At 71.9% G+C, this 21989-nt stretch carries 19 protein-coding genes and 1 pseudogene; 11 read left to right on the forward strand and 9 right to left on the reverse strand.

Going from position 1 to position 21989, the window contains the following annotated elements; genetic code table 11:
• The first annotated feature begins 168 nt into the window (after window positions 1-168).
• Genes AB0C26_RS19915 through AB0C26_RS19925 form a run of 3 tightly spaced genes read left to right on the forward strand, consistent with a single transcriptional unit; the run spans window position 169 to window position 4837 of the window.
• Window positions 169-2403, forward strand: coding sequence for a glycoside hydrolase domain-containing protein (locus AB0C26_RS19915; RefSeq protein ID WP_360250001.1), 2235 nt, complete (start codon window positions 169-171; stop codon window positions 2401-2403).
• The gene (locus AB0C26_RS19920) at window positions 2400-3656 is read left to right on the forward strand and encodes a glycosyltransferase (protein WP_360249017.1); all 1257 of its coding nucleotides are present in this window, start codon (window positions 2400-2402) and stop codon (window positions 3654-3656) included. Before AB0C26_RS19915 ends, AB0C26_RS19920 begins: the two co-directional genes overlap by 4 nt.
• Window positions 3653-4837, forward strand: a complete 1185-nt coding sequence (locus tag AB0C26_RS19925) for a cytochrome P450 (RefSeq protein WP_360249020.1) — start codon at window positions 3653-3655, stop codon at window positions 4835-4837. Before AB0C26_RS19920 ends, AB0C26_RS19925 begins: the two co-directional genes overlap by 4 nt.
• Here AB0C26_RS19925 and AB0C26_RS19930 read toward each other — a convergent pair.
• A complete protein-coding gene (locus tag AB0C26_RS19930; protein WP_360249023.1) occupies window positions 4786-5151 on the reverse strand; it encodes a VOC family protein in 366 nt (121 codons plus the stop codon). The genes AB0C26_RS19925 and AB0C26_RS19930 overlap by 52 nt on opposite strands.
• Window positions 5152-5192: 41 nt before the next feature.
• Here AB0C26_RS19930 and AB0C26_RS19935 point away from each other — a divergent pair, with 41 nt between their 5' ends.
• Window positions 5193-5789, forward strand: coding sequence for a winged helix-turn-helix transcriptional regulator (locus AB0C26_RS19935; RefSeq protein ID WP_360249026.1), 597 nt, complete (start codon window positions 5193-5195; stop codon window positions 5787-5789).
• Here AB0C26_RS19935 and AB0C26_RS19940 read toward each other — a convergent pair.
• Together AB0C26_RS19940 and AB0C26_RS19945 are read right to left on the reverse strand one after the other, a co-directional pair.
• Window positions 5746-6297, reverse strand: coding sequence for a hypothetical protein (locus tag AB0C26_RS19940; protein WP_360249029.1), 552 nt, complete (start codon window positions 6295-6297; stop codon window positions 5746-5748). The genes AB0C26_RS19935 and AB0C26_RS19940 overlap by 44 nt on opposite strands.
• Window positions 6298-6401: 104 nt before the next feature.
• A complete protein-coding gene (locus tag AB0C26_RS19945; RefSeq protein WP_360249032.1) occupies window positions 6402-7235 on the reverse strand; it encodes a class I SAM-dependent methyltransferase in 834 nt (277 codons plus the stop codon).
• A 149-nt stretch (window positions 7236-7384) separates the two neighbouring features.
• On the opposite strand from AB0C26_RS19945, the gene AB0C26_RS19950 reads away from it, so the two are divergent.
• The 5 genes and pseudogenes from AB0C26_RS19950 to AB0C26_RS19970 all read left to right on the forward strand — a co-directional run bounded on the left by AB0C26_RS19950 (window position 7385) and on the right by AB0C26_RS19970 (window position 12745).
• Window positions 7385-9031, forward strand: a complete 1647-nt coding sequence (locus AB0C26_RS19950; RefSeq protein WP_360249035.1) for a histidinol-phosphatase — start codon at window positions 7385-7387, stop codon at window positions 9029-9031.
• A gap of 701 nt (window positions 9032-9732) precedes the next feature.
• Window positions 9733-10410 (forward strand): hypothetical protein, encoded by a 678-nt coding sequence (locus tag AB0C26_RS19955; RefSeq protein WP_360249038.1) that lies wholly within the window; start codon window positions 9733-9735, stop codon window positions 10408-10410.
• Window positions 10410-10604: pseudogene (locus AB0C26_RS19960) on the forward strand (repressor LexA); the annotation flags it as partial. The gene AB0C26_RS19955 and the pseudogene AB0C26_RS19960, both read left to right, overlap by 1 nt.
• 1023 nt (window positions 10605-11627) lie before the next feature.
• Window positions 11628-11915 (forward strand): S24 family peptidase, encoded by a 288-nt coding sequence (locus AB0C26_RS19965; protein WP_360250004.1) that lies wholly within the window; start codon window positions 11628-11630, stop codon window positions 11913-11915.
• On the forward strand, window positions 11912-12745 hold the full coding sequence (locus AB0C26_RS19970) for a PHP domain-containing protein (RefSeq protein ID WP_360249041.1): 834 nt from the start codon (window positions 11912-11914) through the stop codon (window positions 12743-12745). The genes AB0C26_RS19965 and AB0C26_RS19970 overlap by 4 nt, the downstream gene beginning before the upstream one ends.
• Here AB0C26_RS19970 and AB0C26_RS19975 read toward each other — a convergent pair whose 3' ends face one another.
• Genes AB0C26_RS19975 through AB0C26_RS19990 form a run of 4 tightly spaced genes read right to left on the reverse strand, consistent with a single transcriptional unit; the run spans window position 12746 to window position 17884 of the window.
• A complete protein-coding gene (locus tag AB0C26_RS19975; protein WP_360249044.1) occupies window positions 12746-13504 on the reverse strand; it encodes an antibiotic biosynthesis monooxygenase in 759 nt (252 codons plus the stop codon). It lies immediately after the preceding gene.
• Window positions 13505-13543: 39 nt separating this feature from the next.
• Window positions 13544-14566, reverse strand: coding sequence for an LLM class flavin-dependent oxidoreductase (locus AB0C26_RS19980; protein ID WP_360249047.1), 1023 nt, complete (start codon window positions 14564-14566; stop codon window positions 13544-13546).
• Between the two features lie 44 nt (window positions 14567-14610).
• Window positions 14611-16224, reverse strand: coding sequence for a methyl-accepting chemotaxis protein (locus AB0C26_RS19985; protein WP_360249050.1), 1614 nt, complete (start codon window positions 16222-16224; stop codon window positions 14611-14613).
• 16 nt (window positions 16225-16240) lie between these two features.
• Complete coding sequence (locus tag AB0C26_RS19990) at window positions 16241-17884, reverse strand: methyl-accepting chemotaxis protein (protein ID WP_360249053.1); 1644 nt, start codon at window positions 17882-17884, stop codon at window positions 16241-16243.
• Window positions 17885-18115: 231 nt separating this feature from the next.
• On the opposite strand from AB0C26_RS19990, the gene glnII reads away from it, so the two are divergent.
• Together glnII and AB0C26_RS20000 are read left to right on the forward strand one after the other, a co-directional pair.
• The gene (gene glnII / locus AB0C26_RS19995; protein WP_360249056.1) at window positions 18116-19123 is read left to right on the forward strand and encodes a glutamine synthetase; all 1008 of its coding nucleotides are present in this window, start codon (window positions 18116-18118) and stop codon (window positions 19121-19123) included.
• Window positions 19124-19180: 57 nt separating this feature from the next.
• Complete coding sequence (locus AB0C26_RS20000; RefSeq protein ID WP_360249059.1) at window positions 19181-19906, forward strand: N-formylglutamate amidohydrolase; 726 nt, start codon at window positions 19181-19183, stop codon at window positions 19904-19906.
• On the opposite strand, the gene AB0C26_RS20005 is transcribed toward AB0C26_RS20000, so the two are convergent.
• Both AB0C26_RS20005 and AB0C26_RS20010 read right to left on the reverse strand, forming a co-directional pair.
• Complete coding sequence (locus AB0C26_RS20005) at window positions 19899-20363, reverse strand: molybdenum cofactor biosysynthesis protein (RefSeq protein ID WP_360249062.1); 465 nt, start codon at window positions 20361-20363, stop codon at window positions 19899-19901. The genes AB0C26_RS20000 and AB0C26_RS20005 overlap by 8 nt on opposite strands.
• A gap of 9 nt (window positions 20364-20372) precedes the next feature.
• Window positions 20373-21671 carry a neutral zinc metallopeptidase gene (locus tag AB0C26_RS20010; protein WP_360249065.1) on the reverse strand — a complete coding sequence of 433 codons (1299 nt, stop codon included), beginning with the start codon at window positions 21669-21671 and terminating at the stop codon, window positions 20373-20375.
• Window positions 21672-21989: the final 318 nt, after the last annotated feature.

Raw genomic sequence — 21989 nt, forward strand, 5'->3', positions numbered from 1 at the left:
CAGAACCGTGCCATCGGCACCGCTGCCCGATCGGGTATCAGCCGGATTCGGCCAGCCGGATTTACGACAGAATGATCACGAGGCCGACAAGGCGCCTTGATCAACTTCTCGGGCGGAGTTCACCTGACGGAAACCTCCACCGAACCTCCAGATAGGTAGAGTCCCGCCATTCTTGACAACGTCGACCCTTTCATCGGCACCGCGGCGACCGACCTGGCGCCGCCTCTCGGCCTGGCCGCCACCTGGTGGTGGCCCAAACCCCAGGTGGGCAACACCCATCCGGGAGCGACCTCGCCGCTGGGCATGGTCTCCGCGTGCGCCTACTCCGGCGCGTACCCGACCGGGTACGGCCTCTACAGCAAGAACACCGAGGGGGTGCCGGAGGAGATGTTCGACCGCTTGCAGGCCTCCGGGTTCACCCACTTTCAGCAGTCCGGCACCGGCGCCATCCGCAAGTACTACAACTACGTCCGGGTCACCCCGATGGTGCAGCCGCTCGACGAGCTCGGGCAGTCGTGGGCGCTGACCGACGAGGAGGCCTCGCCCGGCTACTACGCGGCCACGCTGGACACCGGCATCCGCTGCGAGATCACCGTCGGGGCCAAGGTGGCCGTGCACCGGTACACGTTCCCGGAGAGCAGCAGCGGCCGCGTGGTCATCGACATGTCGATGGGCGGGCTCGCTGTCGAGCTCGGCCGCACGGTTCCGCTCCGGGCCCAGGTCGAGAGCATGGGGATGGGCCGGGCCCAGGGCACCGTGGTCATGGAGGGCGTTCCGCTCAGTGTCTACGCCGAGGTGGACTCGCCCGGCTGGCGGCAGATGCTCTGGTACGACCGGCGGCTCATCGACGGCGGCACCCGGCTCGACTTCGACAGCATCCGGCACACCAACCTGCGCCCGTTCGGCATGCTGTTCCGCGGCAACGCCCGCGCCGGTCAGACGGTCGAGGTCCGGCTCGGTTTCTCGCTGCGCGGCTGCGACCAGGCCCGCGACAACCTGCGCCGCGAGTGCGGCGAGGACGGCCCGTCGTTCGGCCGGGTCCGTTCGGCGACCAGGTCCCGCTGGCGCGAGCACCTGGACAAAGTTCGCGTCGACGGTGGTACGCCGTCGCGGCGCACCGTGTTCTCCACGGCGCTCTACCACTCGCTGATCAAGCCGTGTTTCGCCGACGACGAGAGCCCGTTCTGGCCCAATTCCGGTCCGTACGCCTTCGACGTCTGCACCATGTGGGACATCTACAAGACCCAGCTGCCGCTGCTGGCCGCGATCGCCCCCGAGCGCTCGGCCGACCTGCTGGAATCGCTCATCCGGGTCTGTGAGGAGGAGGGCAACTTCCCGATCGGCTACCGGATGGCCCGCGGCGCCGACCGGTTCTTCCGGCAGGCCAGCGCGCTCGCGCACACCGCCATCGCCGACGCCCAGGCGCTGGGCCGGGCCGAGATCGACTGGGCCTGGGCCCTGGTCCACATGGTCGACGACCTGCGGCGGATGTACGGCGAGGACTTCTTCGAGCACGGTGTCGTCCACCCGATCACGCACACCCTCGACCTGGCCTACGCCTATCAGTGCACGGCCCGCGTGGCCCGCGCGCTCGGCGACCGCCGGCTGGCCCGGGACCTCGAGGAGAAGGCCAAGGGCTGGGTGAACGCGTTCGACCCGGCCACCGGGCTGCTGCGCGACTCGGAGTTCTACGAGGGCGGCAAGTGGAACTACTCCTTCCGCCTGGTCCACGACATGGCCGCGCGCATCGCGCTGGCCGGCGGCGACGGCGCCTTCCTGGCCAAACTCGACCGGTTCTTCGGGTACGGCGCCGGCCCGGTCACCCAGCCCGGCCGGCGTCCCCAGCCGGGCGAGATGGCCGCGGGCTACGCGCTCAACCGCTTCGAGGGCCTGAACAACGAGCCCGACATGGAAGCGCCGTGGGCCTACCACTGGGCGGGGCGCCCCGACCGTACCGCCGAAGTCGTGCAGTCGGCCTTGACCTGGCAGTTCGGCACCGGGCCGGGTGGCCTGCCCGGCAACGACGACTCGGGCGGGCTGAGTTCCTGGTACGTGTGGGCGTCGCTCGGCCTGTTCCCGGTCGCCGGTCAACGGCTGTTCCTCGTCAACGCGCCGGCTTTCGAGCGCGCGGCGATCCAGATGCCGGGTGGCGAGTTCGTCGTCGAGACCAGCGGCCTGCGGGACAACCCGATCGGCAGCGACGGACTCGACCGCGAGCTTCCGGCCCAGTACGTCCAATCGGCCACCCTGAACGGCAAGCCGTTGCACGCCACGCATCTGAGCGCCGCCACCGTGCACCGCGGCGGCCGGTTGCACCTGCGGCTGGGCCCGGAGCCGACGAGCTGGGGAAGCGGGAACCGCCCGCCCTCCCTGTCCGACCCGTCACCACCGGAGGAACGTTGACCCACCCCGATCGCCGACTCGTCATCGTGGTCCGTGCCGACCCGGTGATCTGCGGCCATTCCGGCGAGGCCCGCAACCTGGCCGAGGTGGCGCTGACCCGGGGCTTCACCGACGTACGACTGCTGACCTGGCCCATCGGCGTGCTCCAGTCGGCCGGGCTGCCGCTCAAGCCACTGGACCGCCTCCTGCCGTACACCGAGGGCATCACCGTCGAACGCCCGGAGGCCGTCGGCGACTACCGGGTGCCGGACGGACGTCATCTGGCCGGGCTGACCGGGCGCCTGGTCGAGTTGCTGGCCGACCCGGTCCCGACCGTCTGCCTGTCGATGTACCTGGTGCCGCACACGCAGGTCGTGGTGGACGCCGTGACCTCGGCCCGGGCCGCCGGCTTCGACCCGGACGTGCGCACGGTGGCCAAGGCGGTCGGCTCGGACGTGACTAACGTGATCCGTTCCTGCCTGCGCGAGGGCCGCTTCGGCGCGGCGACCGTCCTGTTCACCACGTTCCTGGCCAACGACGAGGTGGTGGCGGTCTCCGAGTACACCCGCGACGAGATCATCGCCTCGGCGCGGGAAGTGGACGAGGCGTGCGGCACGTCGTTCGCCGACCAGTGCCGCGCTCGCGTCACCGTCAGCTATCCGCCGATCGACTCGTCCGCGTACCTCGACCTGGACGAGGACGCGGTGGACGCGGCCCTGGCCAAGCGGGGCCTGGAACGGGGTGGCTATGTGCTCTTCCTGTCCCGGGTGGCCCGAGCCAAGGGCATCTACGACCTGATCATCGCGTACGGGCAGATGCGCTCCCGCGACAAGGTGAAGCTGGTCGTGGCGGGCACCGGCCCGGCGCTGGAGCACGTGCGGGCGATGGCCAAGGAGGACGACCAGATCATCTTCCTGACCGACGTCGACGACGAGGAGAAGCCGCTGCTCATGCGCGGCTGCGCCGCGTACGCCCTGCCGACCAAGCCGGAACCGGACTTCGTCGAGACGTTCGGCATCGCCCTGGCCGAGAAGGCCCTGGCCGGCGGCGGCCCGATCATCACGACGCTGACCGGCGGCACGGGCGAGGCGGTCGGCGACACGGCGATCATCGTGGAGGCGGGCGACATCAACGCCCTGGCCGAGGCGATCGACACGGCCGTGCTCGACATGTCCGACTCCGACAAGGAGGACCTGGCCAAGCGCGCCCGCGAGCACGCGATGACGTTCGACCGGGGCGCCGTCTTCGACGACCTGTTCCCGCCCTCGCCGTGATCGATTTCGGGGATCCGGGGTTCATCCGCGATCCGTACCCGGCGCTGGCCCGGCTCCGCGCGGCCGGGCCGGTGCTGTGGCACGAGCCGACCGGGCGGTGGCTGGCCGCGAGCCACGCCACCGCCGGGGCGGTCCTGCGCGACCGCCGGCTGGGCCGCTTCTGGACGGACCGGGAGCCGGCTTCGACGTACGAGCCGTTCAATCTCCTGCACCGCAACCAGATGATGGAGAACGAGCCGCCCGTACACACCAGGCTCCGTTCGTCGGTCGCCGCGGCCTTCAACCGTGGTCACGTCGCCCGGCTGCAACCGGCGATCGCGGCCTCGGCGGCCTCTCTGCTCGCGGCCGCCGGACCGTCCTTCGACCTGCTGGCCGACGTGGCCGAGCCGCTGGCGGTCGAGGTGATCGCGGAACTGCTCGGCGTTCCCGTCGCCGATCGCCGCTGGTTGCGGCCGTGGTCCGCCGCCATCGTGCGGATGTACGAGGTCACGCGCACCCCGGCCGACGAGGCGGCGGCCCTGGACGCCTGCCGGGAGTTCGCGGACTACCTGCGCGCGCTGGCCGCCCGCCGCGCCGCCGACCCGCGCGACGACATGATCAGCCACCTGGCCGCCGGCGACCTCACGCCGGACGAGGTGGTGGCCTCGGCGATCCTGCTGCTCAACGCCGGCCACGAGGCCTCGGTGAACGCCCTCGGCGGGGGCGTGGTGGCCCTGCTGCGCCACCCGGCCGAACTGGCCCGGCTGCGCGCCGACCGCACGCTGATCGACAGCGCGGCCGAGGAGATGATCCGCTACGACTCCCCGCTGCACATGTTCATCCGTACGGCCGCCGCCGACGTCCACCTGGGCGCCGTCACGATCCCGGCCGGCGCCGAGGTGGCGGCCCTGCTCGGCGCGGCCAACCGCGACCCCGCGGTCTTCGCCGGCCCGGACCGGTTCGACATCGCCCGTACCCCCAATCCGCACCTGGGTTTCGGCGCGGGCCCGCACTTCTGCCTGGGCGCCCCGCTGGCCCGCCTGGAACTGCGGGCGGCCCTGACCGCCCTGCTCGACCACGCCCCGGAGCTGGCACTGGCCGCGGAGCCGGTCCAGCGCCCGACCTTCGTGCTGCGCGGGTATGAGGCCGTCTACGTGACCGCGGCGAGCCCGACGAGATTGCCCTCGGGGTCCCTGAAGTGAGCGACGGTCAGGGCTCCGTCCCGCACGCGCTCCGGCTCCGACACCCGGCTTCCGCCCAGCCGTTCAGCCTCCCGGAGCGCGGCCTCGACGTCGGGAACGCCTACATAGAACAAGGCCCGTGGCTCGTACCCGGCCCCACCGCCCACGCCGCCGGGAAGGCCGCCGTCGACGAAGCCGTATTCGCCCGTCGCGGACACCGACGCCGCGACGGGCCCGCTGGTGTCGAACGTCCACCCGAACAGGCGGCCGTAGTAGCCGCGCAGCTGCCGCGGATCCGATCCGATGATCTCGAAGTGCACCACTGGCTGTCCCATGCCGTTTGACGCTAGCCATCGTGGTTGTTAAAAACAACCACATGCCGACGAGTCGCAGCTACGGGGACGCGTGCGCCATCGCCCGCGCGCTCGACGTGGTGGGGGAGCGGTGGGCGCTGCTCGTCGTCCGCGAGTTGCTCCTGGGCCCGCAACGCTTCTCCGACCTGCGCCGGGCCCTGCCGGGGGCCAGCTCCAACATGCTCACCGACCGGCTGCGCGAGCTCCAAGCCCGCGGGGTCCTGGTGAAACGGCAGCTCTACGAGCTGACCGAGTCCGGCCGGGAACTCGAGCCGATCATCCTGGCCCTGGGAGGCTGGGGCCTGCGCTACGCGCCGCCCGAGCCGGCTCACTTGAGCGCGGCCTCCGTGCTGTTGTTCCTGCGGGGTTCGCGGACCCCGCAGGCGCCGGGCGTCTACCGCGTCGAACTCGGCGACCGGGCCTGGACCGTGACCGCGGCCGACGGCCGGCTGCACATCGAACCCGGCGAGCCGGCCGACCCCGCGGCGACCCTTCGCACCGACCCCGCCACCCTGAACGCCCTGCTCGGCGGGGAGACCTCGCTCGCCGCCGCCCGTGCGAGCGGCGCGGCGTCGGTCAGCGGCGACGAGGGCGCGCTGGATCGGCTTCTGTCCGGCTGACGCCGCGGGTGTGGCGCTCGTAGGAGCGCGTCGCGACGGCCAGGGCGACGATCCACACGGTGAAATGCAGGATGCCGTAGACGCCGGTCCACGGGCTGAAGATCGCCTCGGGCGCGTCCCATTGCACGAACGCCAGCACAGTCGCGAACGCCAGGTACGCGGAGAGGGCCACGACCAGCCCGTATCCCGGAACCAGGAGCAGCCCACGTGGCACCCGCCGGCCCGCGAGGCCCGGCACCCAGCCCGGAAAGACCAGCCCCCAGGGCCGGATCAGCGCGAGGGCCAGCACGGCCGGCAGCAGCGCGAGAGCGTTCAGCGTCCACAGGTACACGGCGCCACCGTCGGCGTGCCACTCGTCGAACCGTTCCTCGACCGCGAACAGCGGAACCCCCGCGGCCCACACGACGTGCAGCGGCATGAACCCGACCGTCGCCGCCAGTGCCGCGACCCATCCGGCCCGTACCGCCGGCCCTCGGTCCCTCTCCCGGACGCCTCCGTGCTCAGTCATCGACCCAGTCTGATCGCTCACGCCCCGACGCGCGGCCCCGCTTCCGCCGCGTCGCTCAGTCAACGCCTCCGAGGCTTCGCTCGGCGCGGTTCGGGCGGCGGCGCTCAGCCGGCGGCTCCGGAGGCCAGCAGGGCGGCTGTGGGCAGGGCGAGCCTTCCGTCATCGTCGAGGAAGGCGGCGGTGTGTTCGTCGTACGACTGGCGGATGTGGGCGAGGGTGGCCGTGTCCTGGCGCCGCATCACCTGGCCGGGGGCGCTCAGGCCGTTGGCCGGGCCGCTCCACCACGACTCGGGGTCGGTGCGGTGGGTCCAGGTGATGGTCTCGCTGGTGACGCCGGCGAGGCCGGAGCGGCGGAGCAAGGTGGCCAGGCCGTCCTCTGTACGCGGGAAGTCCTTGTCCGGGGCGAGGCGGGGCAGGCCGGCCGGGCGGTCGACGCCGGCCGCGTCGAAGACGGTCGACCAGAGTCGCTGTGCCGGCGGTGCGGGGTACGGCCAGATCGTCACGGCGACGCGGCCGCCGGGGCGGACGACGCGGCGGAGCTCGCGGATCGCGGCCGTGGGGTCGCCGACGTGGTTGACGACGAAGTTGGCCACGGCCGCGTCGAAGGAGCCGTCCGGGAACGGCAGCTCCGGCAGGACCGCCCGGTGGACCTCGGCCGCCGGGACGCGGCGGCTGGTCAGCTCCAGCATGCTCGGCTCGGCGTCGACGGCCACCACGTGTGCGCCGCGCGCCCAGGCCAGTGCCGCGACGGTGCCCGTGCCGGTGCCCGCGTCGAGCACGCGGACGCCGGCCTCGACGCCCGCGGCGTCCAGCAGCGCCCCGGCCGGATGGGCGCACAGGGCGGCGAAACTGCCCTGGTACGCGGTGGCCCGGCCGGCCCACTGCGCTCGTTCATGGAGATCGAAATCGGTCGTGGTCGTTGCTTCATGCGCTGCCATGATGATCGACAACCTAGCCCATGCCGGGTGCCCGCACCGCCGTACATCCGACCTCGCGATGACCTCGGGAGTTAGCCGGGTGTTGGCGTGGTGGTCGATTGCGGTGAGCAGGGTGGTCGTCGCTTCAAGATCATCGAGGGGGAAGTGGCATGGCGACCGATCAGACGCTGCCGGAGTGGGCCGATCCAGAAGTGCCCGAGTCGAAGCTGGACGCGCAAGCCGTGTCGCGGCGCGGGATTCTCAAGAGCGCGGGGCTCTTCGGGGTGGGGTTCGCGGCGGCCGGTGCCCTCGCTCCGTCACCGGCGTCCGCTCACGGATCGCACTCACACGCGGAAGACGGTGACTTCGCGTATCTGGCGGGCGACCACCACGTGCACACGGTGTACAGCCACGACGCCAAGTACACGTTCAGCCAGCAGGCCATGCGGGCGGCCCAGTTCGGGCTCGACTGGATGGTCATGACCGAGCACAGCAACATCGGGCACGCCAACGCCGGCGGCGCGCTGGCCGAGCACGCCGAAGTGGTCGCGGCCCGTGCCGAGAACCCCCGCATGCTGCTGTTCCAGGGTCTCGAGTGGTACATCCCGGGCGCCGAGCACGCGACGGTGTTCACCGCACCCGGAGCCAACGAGGCGACGATTCTGCGGGACTTCGAACTCGCGTACGACGGAAAGCTCCTCAATCGCACCACCTCCACGCCGGAGAACGAGGCCCTGGCGGTCGAGGCGATCAAGTGGCTGGCCGCCCGCAAGCGCGCCGGGGACGTGCCGGACGTGCTCGTGCTGGCCAACCACCCCTCGCGGCTGGGCATCGACTCGCCGTCCGAGCTGCGCGGATGGCGCGACGCCGACCCCCGCATCATGATCGGCATGGAGGGCGCGCCGGGCGCTCAGGGCGCGGCCCTGCCCGGCTGGCGCGGCGCCACCAGCGTCCGCGGCGAATACGAGAACAAGCCGTCGGCCCAGTCCTGGCCCGGCTACCCCGCCGAGGCGTACGTGACCTATGGCGGTTTCGACTGGATGACGGCGACCGTCGGTGGCATGTGGGACGCGCTGCTCGCGGAGGGCAAGCTCTTCTCCATCACGTCGAACTCGGACAACCACCGGACCGTTTACGACACGTGGCGCAACGGCGACTGGCCGGCCGGGCAGAACTTCGACAACACCGGCAAACTCCCCGACCCCGTGCCGACGACCACTCCCCAGGCCGGCAGCGACTTCTGGCCAGGGCAATTCAGCCGTACGCACGTGGGCGTGACCCGCTACGGCTACCGCGAGGTGATGGACGGGCTCCGGGCCGGCCGCGTCTGGGCCGACCACGGCCAGCTGCTGGACGCGATCGACGTCCGGCTGGTCGGCTCCGGATCGAAATCGGCCACGCTGGGCGGCCGGCTCCGCGCGCGCCGGGGCGAGAAGCTGACGCTGCTCGTCACGGTCACCACCGCCTCGAGGCCGAACCTGCACAACGTGGTGCCGTCCCTGGCCCACGTCGACATCATCCAGGGCGCCGTACGCGGACCCGCCGCCGACCGGAGCACGTGGCGCGCCCCGGCGACGCGGGTGACCCGCAGCATCGGGGTCACCGGCCGCAAGGGCACCTACACGCTGCGGATCCCGATCGACCCCGTATGCGAACCCGGCTACCTGCGCCTGCGCGGCAGCGACGGCCGCCGCAACGGCCCCGGCCTGCTCGGCAAGGCGATCGACCCGCGCGGCCCGGTCGCGCACACCCCCGGCGACGGCGACCCGTGGCTCGACACCTGGTTCTACACCAACCCGATCTTCATCGACCTGTGATGGAGGGCGGCCCGGGAAGACCCCCACACCGGGCCGCCGGCGAGCCTCGATGACCACCGGTCATCGAGGCTCGTCCCTTTTCGGTACGGTGTCGCGATGTTCGCCATCAAGCCCCTGCACCTGTTGGTCTGCCTGGTCGTCGTGATCGGCCTGGTCGTCGCCCTGATCCTGGCGTCGCGCCGCCGCTGACCGCCGCCCGTACTCCGCCGCGCCGCTCACCGCCGCCCGTACTCCGCCGCGCCGCTCACCGCCGCCCGTACTCCGCCGGGCCGCCGTTGACCGCTGGTGCTGATCCGTCTGCTCCGGCGCGGACCGTCCACGCTGACCGCCCGCGCTCACCCGTCGGCCCCGTCGTCGGCCGCCGGCGTTGGTCCGCCTCCTCGGTGCTGACCGCCGGCGTTGGTCCGCCTCCTCGGTGCTGACCGCCGGCGTTGGTCCGCCTCCTCGGTGCTGACCGCCGGCGTTGGTTCGCCCCCTCGGTGCTGATCGCCCGGGCTGACCCGCCGCCCGCGTCGTCGACCGTCCAAAAGTGTCATACCCCCGGTCTAGGGTCGCCTCATGACGCAGACCGGCATCGCGTCCCGTCCCGCGCGCCCGCCGCGGGCCGGGTCACTGCCGCGCCCACCACGGCGCGGTTCCCTTTCGTCCTCCTTCGGGGCGGGGCCGGCCTCGGCGTGTGCTTCCCGGCGGGAGGGCGGCCGATGACCTGGTCCGGCGGCGTTCTCGGTACGGCGGTCGACCACACCGAGGCGAAACGCCTTCTGGTCACCGCGGGGTGGACGCCGTGCGGCGCCGGCGACTGGGCGATCGCGCTGCGGTCACCCGACGGCGCCATGGCGGCCCGGATCAGCCCCTTCGACCCGGCCGGACCGTACACGGCGGCGCTCTACCGGGAAGCCGCCCACACCCGGCAGGTGCCGGTGCTCGTCGAGCATCGGCGGCTGACCGGTGGCGGCGACCTCCAGGTCATGGAGTGGCTCCAGCCGGTGCCGGCGGACGAGGCCGACGCGTTTCACCGGGCGATCGCGGCCGGGGCGCCGGAGGTCGCCGAGCTGGTCCGCGTCGTCCGTCGAGTCCACGAGCGGGCGCGGCGCGAGCTGCCGTGGTGCGGCCCGCTCGACACGAATCCGTCAAACGTCATGCGCGCCGCCGACGGACGTCCGGTGGTGGCCGACCTCTTCTACGCGGACGGTCCGGCCCTCTACGAGACCGCCGCCACGCGGCCCGACGTGCTGGTCGCCCGCATTCCCGAGCCGGAGCGCCGTTTCCTGACCGAGATCCCGTTGACCAGCTCCGGCCCCTGGAAACCCGGCGAGCAGGCGGCCCTGCGCGCCGCGATCGCCGCCGCCGACGCCCGCCGGGAGGTGACCACCACCTGATGCGGTCCGCACAGCACGACGACTTGTCCGCCCGCCAGCGCCACATCCTTTCCTTCCTCGCCGACTGGACCGGCCGTCGCGGCTACCCGCCCACGATCCGCGAGATCGGCGACGCGGTCGGCCTGACCTCGTCCTCGAGCGTCGCCTACCAGCTGACCCAGCTCGAACGCAAAGGCCACCTGCGCCGCCGCGCCGGCCGAGCCCTTCTCACCGACCGCCCACATCCGCCCAGCGAACCATCCCCCGCCCGGCATCCCGCCGAACGGCCGTCCCACGGTGGCCAGGCCGAGCGGCCGTCCGACGGTGACCAGCCGGAGCGGCCGTCCCATGGTGGCCGGGCCGGGCGGCCGTCCGACGGTGGCTGGGCGGAGCGGCCGTTCCATGGTGGCCTGGCTGGGCGGCCGTCCCATGGTGGCCAGGCGGAGCGGCCGTCCGACGGTGGCTGGGCGGAGCGGCCGTCCCATGGTGGCCTGGCTGGGCGGCCGTCCGACGGTGGCCCGGCCGAGCGGCCCGCCTCGGCCATCCGATCGGCACAGCCGGGTTCCGGCGGGACAGACGCGGCTCGACCGCCCGCCGGCCGGACGATTGCGGGCGGCAGCGAAGGGGGAGGAGCGCGCGCCGACCGGTCCAACGGGGGCGGCGGGAGTTCGGGGGAGGAACGCTTCGGCCGGTCCGACATGGGCGGCGGGGGTTCGGGTGGAGAGGGCTTCGGCCGGTCCGGCGGGAGTTCGCGAGAAAAGGGCTTCAGCCGGTCCGGCGAGGGCGGCGGGAGTTCGGGGGAGAAGGGCTTCAGCCGGTCCGGCGGGGGCGGCGCGCGCGTCGGCGAGTCGAGTGCGGGCGACAGCGGCGTGCGGGAAGCGACCGCTGGAAGATCCGGTGCGGGCGAGAGCAGCACCGGTGGAGCGGGCGCCGGCCGGGCGAGCGCGGGCGACGGCGTTGTCAAAAGGCGGGCGAGCGCGGGCGACGGCGTTGCCGGAAGGCGCGCGGGCCGGGCTGGCGGGGGTGCTGAAAGGCGGGCGAGCGCGGGCGACGGCGTTGCCGGAAGGCGCGCGGGCCGGGCTGGCGGGAGTGCGGAAAGGCGGACGGGCCGCGACCGCGGGGGTGCTGAAAGGCGCGCCGGCGGGGGTGGTGTGAGCGAGGCCGGGAACGCCGCGCGTCAGGGGAACGCGTGGGCCGGGGGAGCGGGAGCCGCCGGGCTTCTTGGCCAGGTTCCCGCGGTGGGGGTGATCGGGGCGGCGGCTCGGGATGGGCGGCTGGCCCTGCCGCGGGCCGTCGTCGGGGACGGGGAGCATTTCATGCTGCGGGTCCGCGACGATGTCATGGCCGGCGCGGAGATTCGGGCCGGTGACCTGGTGGTCGTGCGGCGGCAGGCCGGGGCCGAGGCCGGTGAGATCGTTGCCGCTCTCGTTGACGGTGAGGCTACGGTGCGCGTTGTCGATCAGGTCGCCGGCAGGGGGGACGTGGTTGTGCTGGGCCGTGTCGTCGCGGTTCTGAGGCAGCTGTGAGCGGGCTTCCGGGGGACTCCCACGTCCACAGCGAATGGTCGTGGGACGCGTCCGGCGGGGACATGGAGGCGACCTGTGCCCGGGCCGTCGAGGTCGGGCTGCCGGCCGTGGCCTTCACCGAGCATCTGGATCACACCGTGTGGCGGATCGAGGTTGAGGGACCGTACGCGCTGGACGTTCTGACCTCGCGGGCGGGGGCGGACCGGATGCTGACGCCGCCGCGGTTCGACGCCGTGGGGTATCTGGCGGCGGTCGAGCGGTGCCGGGAGCGGTTCCCGCGACTGCGGATCCTCAGTGGGCTGGAGATGGGGGAGCCGCACTGGCACGCCGAGGCCTGCCGGCGGGTTCTCGCGGCGGGGCCGTTCGATCGGCTGCTCGGGTCGCTGCACGCGCTCCCCGACGACGGGGTCTACGCCGAGCCGTGGGGGATCTATCCGCATCGGGATCCGGCCGAGGTGATGCGGGAGTACCTGGCGGCGGTCGCGGTCATGGTCGGCAGTGACTCGCCGTTCGCCGTGCTGGCGCACATCGACTATCCGGTTCGGTCGTGGCCGGGGCGTTTCGAGCCGGCCGACTTCGAGGAGGAGTTCCGGTACGCCCTGTGGGCCACCGCCGAGTCGGGGCGGGCGTTGGAGATCAATACCCGGATTCCGCTGCACGCCACGATTCTGCGCTGGTGGCACGACGTGGGCGGGGACGCGGTCAGCTTCGGCAGCGACGCCCACCTGCCCGAGCTTGTCGGGCACGGGTTCGCCGAGGCGGCCCGGATGGCCGAGGCCTACGGGTTCCGGCCGGGCCGGAGACCCTACGACCTGTGGGGCAGGGCCTAGCTAGCCCTGGTACGGCGGCGCCACGCCCCAGCCCCAGTGCGGGACCGGGGCCCGGCCGGGTGGGGTCGCGCCGGGCTGGGAGTTGGCCACGGCCAGGCGGGTGCCCCACTCGATGTAGGCCGTGAACGCCGACCGGAACTCGGGATCGCCGGGCAGGCCGACCTCGTCGGCGGCGTCCGCCAGCAGGCTCACCCAGCGGCGGCGCTGCGGCTCGGTGATGGCCTTGCCGACGTGGTGGGCCAGCATGTGGGGGTAGCCGCCGCGGTCGGCGGTGTAGCGGGCGGGGCCGCCGAAAACCTCGGACAGCCACATCGCCACGTACCGCGGATGGTCGGCGTCCATGTGGGCGAACAGCGGGCCGATCAGGTCGTCCTCGGCCACCAACTGGTAGAAGCGGATGGTCAGGCGCTCGAGCGCCCCGGTGCCGCCGGCCCAGTCGTACAGACTCGGGACGGCGCCGCCGGAACCGCGGACCGCCGTCGGCTCGTAGTGGCGCATCTCGTCGATGGCCTCGATGTACGGGCGGATCTCGGCCAGGAACCCGGGGAACAGGTCGCCGCCCCGGAAACCCTCGAGATGGTCGGTGGGCGACGTCCACGTGATCCGCAGAATGTAGACGGCGGGCTCGTCGGTGCAGCGGCTCAACTCGTAGTCGAGGCACTGCGGCGCGCTTGCCAGGAAGCGCGCCGCACGGGCGTACGCCTGCTCGAACTCGTCAGGGTCGCCGGGAACGCGGTACCGGATGTACTCGACGGTCATGCGTCCACCGTAGACTGGTGTTGCAAGGTAATTATGTAATCAGGCGGCGGTCCAGCCGATCGCCGGGGCGATGTGCTTGGTGATCGTCTCCAGGATGCGGGCGTTGTAGGCGACGCCCAGCTGGTTCGGCACCGTGAACAGGATCGTGTCGGCCGACTGCACGGCGGCGTCCGCGGCGAGCTCCTGGGCGATGCGGTCGGGCTCACCGGCGTACGTACGGCCGAAGCGCGACCGCACCCCCTCGAGAAGCCCCACCTGGTCGTCCTGGCCCTGGTTGCCGAAGTAGATCCGGTCGATCTCCTCGGTGATCGGCAGGACGCTGCGGGAGATCGACACGCGCGGGGTCCGGGAGTGGCCGGCTTGCTTCCACGCGTCGCGGTAAAGGGCGATCTGCTCCGCCTGCAGCTCGTCGAAGGGCACGCCGGTGTCCTCGGACAGCAGCGTCGAGCTCTGCAGGTTCACGCCGAGCTCGGCCGCCCACTGGGCCGTCGCCCTCGTGCCGGCGCCCCACCAGACGCGGTCGCGCAGGCCGGGGGCCTGGGGCTGGATGGCCAGGCCGGCGCTGACGCCGCCGGTGCGGGCCGGGTCCGTGCGGGCCACCGCCTCGCCCGAGATGGCGGACAGGAAGATCTCGGTCTTCGAGCGGGCCAGGTCGGCCGCGGTCGTGCCCTCGGGCGGGATGTAGCCGAACTGGTGGGCGCCGTTCAGCGCGGTCTCGGGGGATCCGCGCGAGACGCCCAGCTGCAGGCGCCCGCCGCTGATCAGGTCGGCCGCCGCCGCCTCCTCGGCCATGTAGAGCGGGTTCTCGTAGCGCATGTCGATGACGCCGGTGCCGATCTCGATGCGCTTCGTGCGGGCGCCGATCGCGGCCAGCAGCGGGAACGGCGAGGCGAGCTGACGCTCGAAGTGGTGCACCCGGACGAACGCGCCGTCGACGCCCAGTTCCTCGGCCGCCTCGGCCAGCTCGATGGTCTGCAGCAGGGCGTCGGCTCCGGTGCGGGTCTGCGACCCGGCGGCGTCACGCCAGTGCCCGAAGGACAGGAAACCGATCTTCTTCTTCACGTCGCTGACCAACCCGCGGCGGCGGCCCGCTATTTCCGGGCGAGCTATTTGCGGGCGAGCTGGAACTGGTCCACGATCTCCTGCAGCTCGCGGGACATCAGCTCGAGGTTCTCGGCCGTCTCCTGGGCCTCGGCCACGCCGTCTTTGGTCACCTGGGCCGAGGTGGCCACCCCGGAAACGCCCTCGGCGATCTCGCCCGAGCCGGTCGCGGCCTCGGTGATGTTGCGGCCCATCTCGGCGGTCGTCGCCGTCTGCTGCTCGACCGCGGCCGCGATCGTCGTCGAATGCTCGTTGACCTGGGCGATGATGCCGGTGATGCGGTCGATGGCGCCGATCGCGGCGGTGGTGTCGTGCTGGATGGCCGTCACCCGGGCCGCGATCGACTCGGTGGCCTTCGCGGTCTCCTGGGCCAGGTCCTTGACCTCGGAGGCGACCACGGCGAATCCCTTGCCGGACTCGCCGGCCCGGGCCGCCTCGATCGTCGCGTTGAGCGCGAGCAGGTTGGTCTGCTCGGCGATCGAGGTGATCAGCTTGACCACCTCGCCGATCTCGGCGCTGGAGCGGCCGAGCTGCCCGATGGTCTCGCCGGCCTCGCGGGCGCTGTCGACGCCGCTGGCCGCCACCCCAGCGGCCTGGCTGGCGCTGCCGGAGATCTCGCGGATGGCCGCGTTCATCTGCTCGGTGCCGGCGGCCACGGTCTGCACGCTCGTCGAGACCTCCTCGGCGGCCGTGGCGACCCGGCCCGACTGCTCGGACGCGCCGGCGGCGGCGTCGGCGATCCGGCCCGAGGCCGCGGTGAGCTCGTGCGAGGCGCCGGCCAGGGTACGGCTGTGGTCGCTGATCCGGTGGAACGCGGCCGCCAGCACCTCGAGGGTGCTGTTCACCGCCCGGCCCATGGTGGCCAGCTCGTCGCGGCCGCTCTCCGGCGCCCGTACCGTCAGGTCCTTGCCGGCGACCGAGCGCAGCGTGTCGACGGTGGCGCTGAGCGGGCGGGTGATGCTGCGGGTGACCAGCGCGGCGAGCAGCGCGGCCAGGGCCAGGGCCAGGATCCCGGCCACGATCATGAAGGTACGGGCGGTGGCGGCGGCGTCGCCGGCCTCGGTCTTCGCGGCCTCGGACCGGGCGGTGGTCGACGCGGTGACCTGGTCGATGGCGGCGATGATCGTGTCCATCAGTTCGAGCGCGGAACCGGCCACGAGGGCGTTGGCCTGTCTGGTCGCGGTCGCCGTCCCGGTCCGGTAGAGCGCGACGACCCGGTCGTCCACGGCGATGAACTCGGTGAACGCCTTGTCGGCGGCGGACACCGCCGACGCCTCGGCGGGCGGCAGGTCGTCCGCTCGCAATTTCTCCAGGTCCTGCTGGAAGGCCGCGGTCGAGGCCAGGAAGTTCTTGCGCTGACCGGCCGAGTCGGAGGTGGCGTTCGCGACCCCGCGCAGCGCGTCGAAGGCGTACCCGGTCTGCCAGCCGTTGAAGTCGGCGGTCCGGAACTTCGCGGTGAGCGCGTCCGCGCGCATGCCGGCCGCGGTGGCCAGCCTCTCGGTCGCGTTCTCGGCGGTGTTCTGGCCCCACAGGCCGATCCCGAGAGCGATGATCATGCAGACGCAGACGCCGGTGAACGCGCCGCCCAGCCGCATCCCGATCTTGATGTTGCCGAGCATGCGTATCGACTACCTCTCAGACGCGGAAGCGGGCGACCGCCGACCGGAGCTCGTCGGAGACCCGGGACAGCTCGTTCACCGAGGCGTCGGCCTCGGTCAGGGCGCTGGTCTGGGCCTGCACGGCCTCGGCGACCACATTGATGTTGCCGGCGATGTTCGAGCTGCCGCTCGCCGCGTCGCCGATGCTGCGGCTCATCTCGTTGGTGGTGGCCGTCTGCTCCTCGACGGCCGAGGCGATGGTCACCTGGTAGTCGTTGATCTCGGAGATGATCCGGGAGATCTCACCGATCGCGTCGACCGCGCGGGAGGTGTCGTCCTGGATGGCCTCGACCCGGCGCGAGATGTCCTCGGTGGCCTTCGCGGTCTCCTGGGCCAGATCCTTGACCTCGGTCGCCACCACCGCGAAGCCCTTGCCGGACTCGCCCGCGCGGGCCGCCTCGATCGTCGCGTTGAGGGCGAGCAGGTTGGTCTGCTCGGCGATCTGGGTGATCACCTTGACCACGTTGCCGATCTCCTCGGACGAGGTGCCGAGTTTGGCCACGGTGTCGTTCGTGCTCTGGGCGACGCCGACCGCCCGCGAGGCGACCTGGGCCGCGTTGTTGGCGTTCTCGGCGATCTCGCGGATCGAGACACCCATCTCGTCGCTGCCGGCGGCCACCGACTGCACGCTGGTGGACACGTCGCCGGCGCCGTTGGCCACGACGTTCGCCTGCTCGGCGGCCTCGCGCGCGCCCTCGGCGAGGCGGGTGCTGATGCTCGCGAGCCGCTGGGTGCCCTCACCCAGGGTGGTCGCGCCGTGGTTGAGGGCGTCGACGGTCTGGCGCAGGCCGTCGCGGGCGCGGTTCACCGCGTACGCCATGGCGCCGAGCTCGTCGCGCGAGCGCACCTCGGCCGGGACCGTCAGGTCACCCTCGGCCACCGCGTCCAGGGCCTTGGAGACCGTGGCCAGCTGCGGCCGGATCAGCCGGATGACGCCGACGCAGACCAGCAGGGCGAGCACCAGTCCGATGCCCAGGCCGGTCAGGGTCACCCCGCGCGCCTTCTTGTACGCGGCCTCACCGGCCGCGGCCATGGCGTCGGCCTCGGTGTCCTCGACCTCCTGGAGCTTCTTGATGTCCGCGGTCATCGTCTTCTCGGTGTCCGAGAACGCGGAGAGGATGTCGGCGGGGGCCGGAGTCTCGTACTTCGACGGGATCGCCTCGCCGAAGAAGGCGTAGTCACGCAGCGCCCGGTAGTTCCCGAGCGCGTCGGTGAACTCGGTCAGCACCTTCGTGCGGGTGGCCGAGCCGCTGGTGATCGACGTGTAGGCGGTCAGGGCGTCGTCGGTGTTGGCGTCCCCGGACCTGATCGTCTCCCGGCCCGCGGCCTTCGCGGCGTCGGTCTTGGCGCTGGAGACCTGGATCATGCCGCGGAACATCTCGGCCAGGCCGCCGCGCACGTTCGCGACCTGCTGGAGGCTGTCGACGTGCTGGGATTTCATCACCTTCAGGTCGTCACCGAGGGTGGCCATCCGGTTAATCGAGATGACGGTGACCGCGATCGCCACGACCGCCATGCAGACGGCGGCGGCGATGGTCTTGGCCAGCATGCTGCGGTCGGCGAAATACGCCGTGAGCGGCTTGCGGTCAATCGTGGTCGCGAATCCACCGCGATCGGGCATCGCACTTCCCCCTCGGAGCAGGACCGACGGAACAACCGTAGATCCACACTCACTAAGTGGGGCGAAATTCGCCAAAACCCCAGCAACCGGCACGTCGCCGCGATACGCACCGTTATTTCCGTGCTGTTAACGCGGACGGTGTTGATCCTCTCACCGTCGGGATGCACTCAAGGTGAGCACCGCTCGGTAGCATCGCCCGTCGTTCCCCTTCATGTTCCAAGGAGCGATTGCATGCCGTTCAAGGCTGAGTACATCTGGATCGACGGCACCGAGCCGACCGCCAAGCTCCGGTCGAAGACGAAGATCGTCGAGGACGGCGCCGAGCTGCCGATCTGGGGCTTCGACGGCTCCAGCACCAACCAGGCGCCCGGCGACAAGTCGGACTGCGTGCTCAAGCCGGTCTTCGTGTGTCCCGACCCGATCCGCGGCGGCGACAACAAGCTGGTCCTGTGCGAGGTCCTGCTGATCGACGGCAAGCCGCACCCGACGAACACCCGCGCCGAGTGCGCCGAGATCGCCGAGAAGTACGCCGGCCAGGAGCCGATCTTCGGTATCGAGCAGGAGTACACCTTCTTCCAGGACGGCCGCCCGCTCGGCTTCCCCCTCGGCGGCGGCTTCCCCGCCCCGCAGGGCGGCTACTACTGCGGCGTCGGCGCCGACGAGGTCTTCGGCCGCGACATCGTCGAGAAGCACATGGACCTGTGCCTGGAGGCCGGCCTGCACCTGTCCGGCATCAACGCCGAGGTCATGCCCGGGCAGTGGGAGTTCCAGATCGGCCCGGTGGCCGCGCCGCAGGTCGCCGACGAGCTGTGGGTGGCCCGCTGGCTGCTCTACCGCATCGCCGAGGACTTCAACGTCAGCGCCACCCTCGACCCGAAGCCGGTCAAGGGCGACTGGAACGGCGCCGGCGCGCACACCAACTTCTCGACCAAGGCCATGCGCGAGAACTACGACGCGATCATCACCGCGGCCGAGTCCCTGGGCAAGGACGGCAAGGTCGCCGAGCACATCGCCGGCTACGGCGCCGACATCCAGCACCGGCTGACCGGCATGCACGAGACCGCCCCGTGGAGCGAGTACAGCTACGGCGTCTCGGACCGGGCCGCCTCGGTGCGCATCCCGTGGCAGGTCGAGAAGGACGGCAAGGGCTACATCGAGGACCGCCGCCCGAACGCCAACTGCGACCCGTACGTCGTCACCCGCCTGCTGATCAACACGATCTGCTCGGCCCTGGCCTGACGTAGCGTTACGCCCGGGAGGTGGTCACGCCTTCCGGGCGTACGGGGGAGGCCGCCGGTGATCTTCGACATCCGGCCCGGTGATCCGGCCTCGCCGGTGATCCTGCACGTGCCGCACGCGTCGCGGGAGCTGACGGCGGAGGCCCGGGCCTCGATCATGCTCGGCGACGAGGAACTGGCCGAGGAGCTGGACAACCTCACCGACGCGCACACCGCGGAGATCGCGGCCCGGGTGCCGGGGGTGTGGGAGTTCCGGAACCGCTGGTCGCGGCTGGTGGTGGATCCGGAGCGGTTCCCCGACGAGCGCGAGGAGATGCTCGCGGCCGGGATGGGGGCGGTCTATACGCACGGGTACGCGGGACGGCGGCTCCGGAGCAGTGATCCGGATCGGGATCGCCGGCTCATCGAGGAGCATTTCCGGCCGTACGCCCGGGGAATGACCGATCTCGTCGGGGAGCGCCTGGCGGCGGCCGGCCGGGCGATCGTCGTCGACGTGCATTCCTATCCGCGGGAAGCACTCCCGTATGAGCTTCACGGCGACGGCCCGCGTCCGCCGATCTGCCTCGGCACCGACGACTTCCACACGCCGACCGCGATCGTCGCCGCCGCGCAGGCGGTGTTTCCGGGAATGCTGCTCAACACGCCTTTCGCGGGCTGTTACGTGCCGCTCGAGTACTACCGCCGGAACAACATGGTGCAAGCTGTCATGATCGAAATCCGGCGGGACTGTGATCCGGCGGTGGTGGGGGAGCAGCTGACCGCCTTCGTCAAGGCGATCAGCTGACGGTCACCGGGCCGACCCGCAGGATCCCGTCGTCCAAGGGCTCGCAGCGGATGCCGCCCTTGCCGCGCAGCGCCTTCCACGCGCCCGGCCCGACGGTCACGTCCATCCACGCGCACGGATGCGCCCTCCGGTTGACCTTCAGCCGCACCGGCCCGTCACCCGAGTCGAGCGTCAGCACCTGCCCGATCAAGTCGTCGACGATCAGGCCCGCGATGAGCACGTTACGCCGTACCTCAAGCAAGCCTTTGCCCGTCGGCAACCACTCCTGACTCATCACCGTGATGCTCGCGTCGCGGTGGGCCGGCTTGGCGTAGTACCGGTCGCCGACGATGCCCAGACCCTTGCGGACCTCGACGAACGGAACCAGCTCGCCCGGGGGTGCCGGCGCCGGACCGTCGCCCGGCCGCCCCTCGAAGCGGTGAACGGGCGACGCGAGCAGTTCGGCGATCTCCGGCACCCCGGAATCTTAGGCCTGGCAGGCGGACAGGCCCTTCAGCACTCCGGACCGGTAGGCGGCGATCCGGTCGAACGCCGTCGGCCCGCTGCCGTCCGAGGCCCGGCCGAACGCCAGCAGCGCCGACACCGCCTCGTCCAGGTCGCCCGGCGACAGCCGCAGCGAGTCCTGGTCCTGGCGGGTGAGCAGGTCGTTCGTCCACGAACCGGCCAGGCAGTCGACCGCCAGCTGGCCGGCCCGGTCGCGGGTCTCGGCGCCGCGCCGGTCCTGCGCGGCCCGCGCGAACAGGTCGCCCAGCAGCATGCCGACCGCGTAGTCACCGATCCGCTCGTGCAGCTGCGGCCCGAGCTCGGTCGTGTCGAACGCCGCGAAGTCGCCGTCCGGGCAGTAGAAAGCCGCCCCGCCGGCCGACGCGTCCGGCTTGTCGCAGGCCGGCGGCGAGCCCGCCTCGAACGCCCGCACCGGCAGCTGCGGCCACTGATTCCCGGCGAGCTGCGGATACGTACGCTGCCAATAGCCCTGGGCGTCGGCCGCCAGCGCCTGGACCGCGTCGTCGTACGGCAGATCGCCGCCGGTCGCCGCCTCCTGGCGGGTGCTGAACGGCACCTCGGTCACCGGCAGATTGTTCGCCCGGTACTTGGCGCATTGACCGGCGCCATCCTCCACGCCCTCCTGAAGGGCCCGGATCCGGTCGAACGCGTTCCCGTGCGCCCCCTCGGCCGCAGCCGGCGTGCCCGGCTGGTCGCGCAGCAGCAGAAGCCCGGCCACCGTCGTGTCCAACTGCTCCGGCGTCAATTTCTTGAACGCCTCCGAACGCCCGGCGAGCACATCGGCCAGCCACGCGCCGGCATAGCAGTCGGCCTGCTGCTCCAGCACGACCGTCGGCTGATCATCAGGCCCGATCCGCTGCTGAATGGCGTGCCCGTATTCGTGCGCCATCACCACACCGACCAGGGCCGGCCCGTAGTCCGCCTCCAGCGACGGAATCAGCGTCTGCGCGTCCCAGGCGATGAAATCCTGGTCCGGGCAGTAGAAGGCGTTCGGCGAATACCCGGCCTGCTGACCGCCGCAGGCCGGCGGCGGATCGCTCTCGGTGTACGGGAAATAGCCGCCCTGAATGGGCTGGAACTCCCGCCCGCCGGTCAGTTTCGGGAACTGCTCACCCCAGAATCGCTCGACATCCTTCAAGGCCCGCGTCACCGATTCGGACGCCTTCCGCGGGGACGGCTCGTCCTCCAGCGAAGGGAACGAACACGCCGCCACCATCACCACGACCACGACCGCGAACAGCCGCCACGCCTTCACCGACATCAATCCTCCCGGCACCCTTATACCCCGCTTCAGGCCACTTCAGAGGTACGGGATTGAGGCAAGCACCCGCCGTAGCGCCGGCCTGGGTGCACCGCGAGGCCGTACGCGAGCATCCGGCCATGTGGGGGGTCACCCGGCGAGCCGCGCCAGCAGCGGCCGCGGCGCCCCGGCCCGGGCCGCCGGCCACCCCCGCAACCCTCCAACGTGGGCAGGCTGTCCACGAGGGCGCGGGCCCGTCCGCGACGCGCGTCATGATCAGCGCGAACCCTCCGCCGGCCTCGGCGTCATCCCGCCGTGCCCATCGCGGCTGCTCACCAC

Source organism: Actinoplanes sp. NPDC048796, from assembly GCF_040650035.1.
Taxonomy (GTDB): Bacteria; Actinomycetota; Actinomycetes; order Mycobacteriales; family Micromonosporaceae; genus Actinoplanes.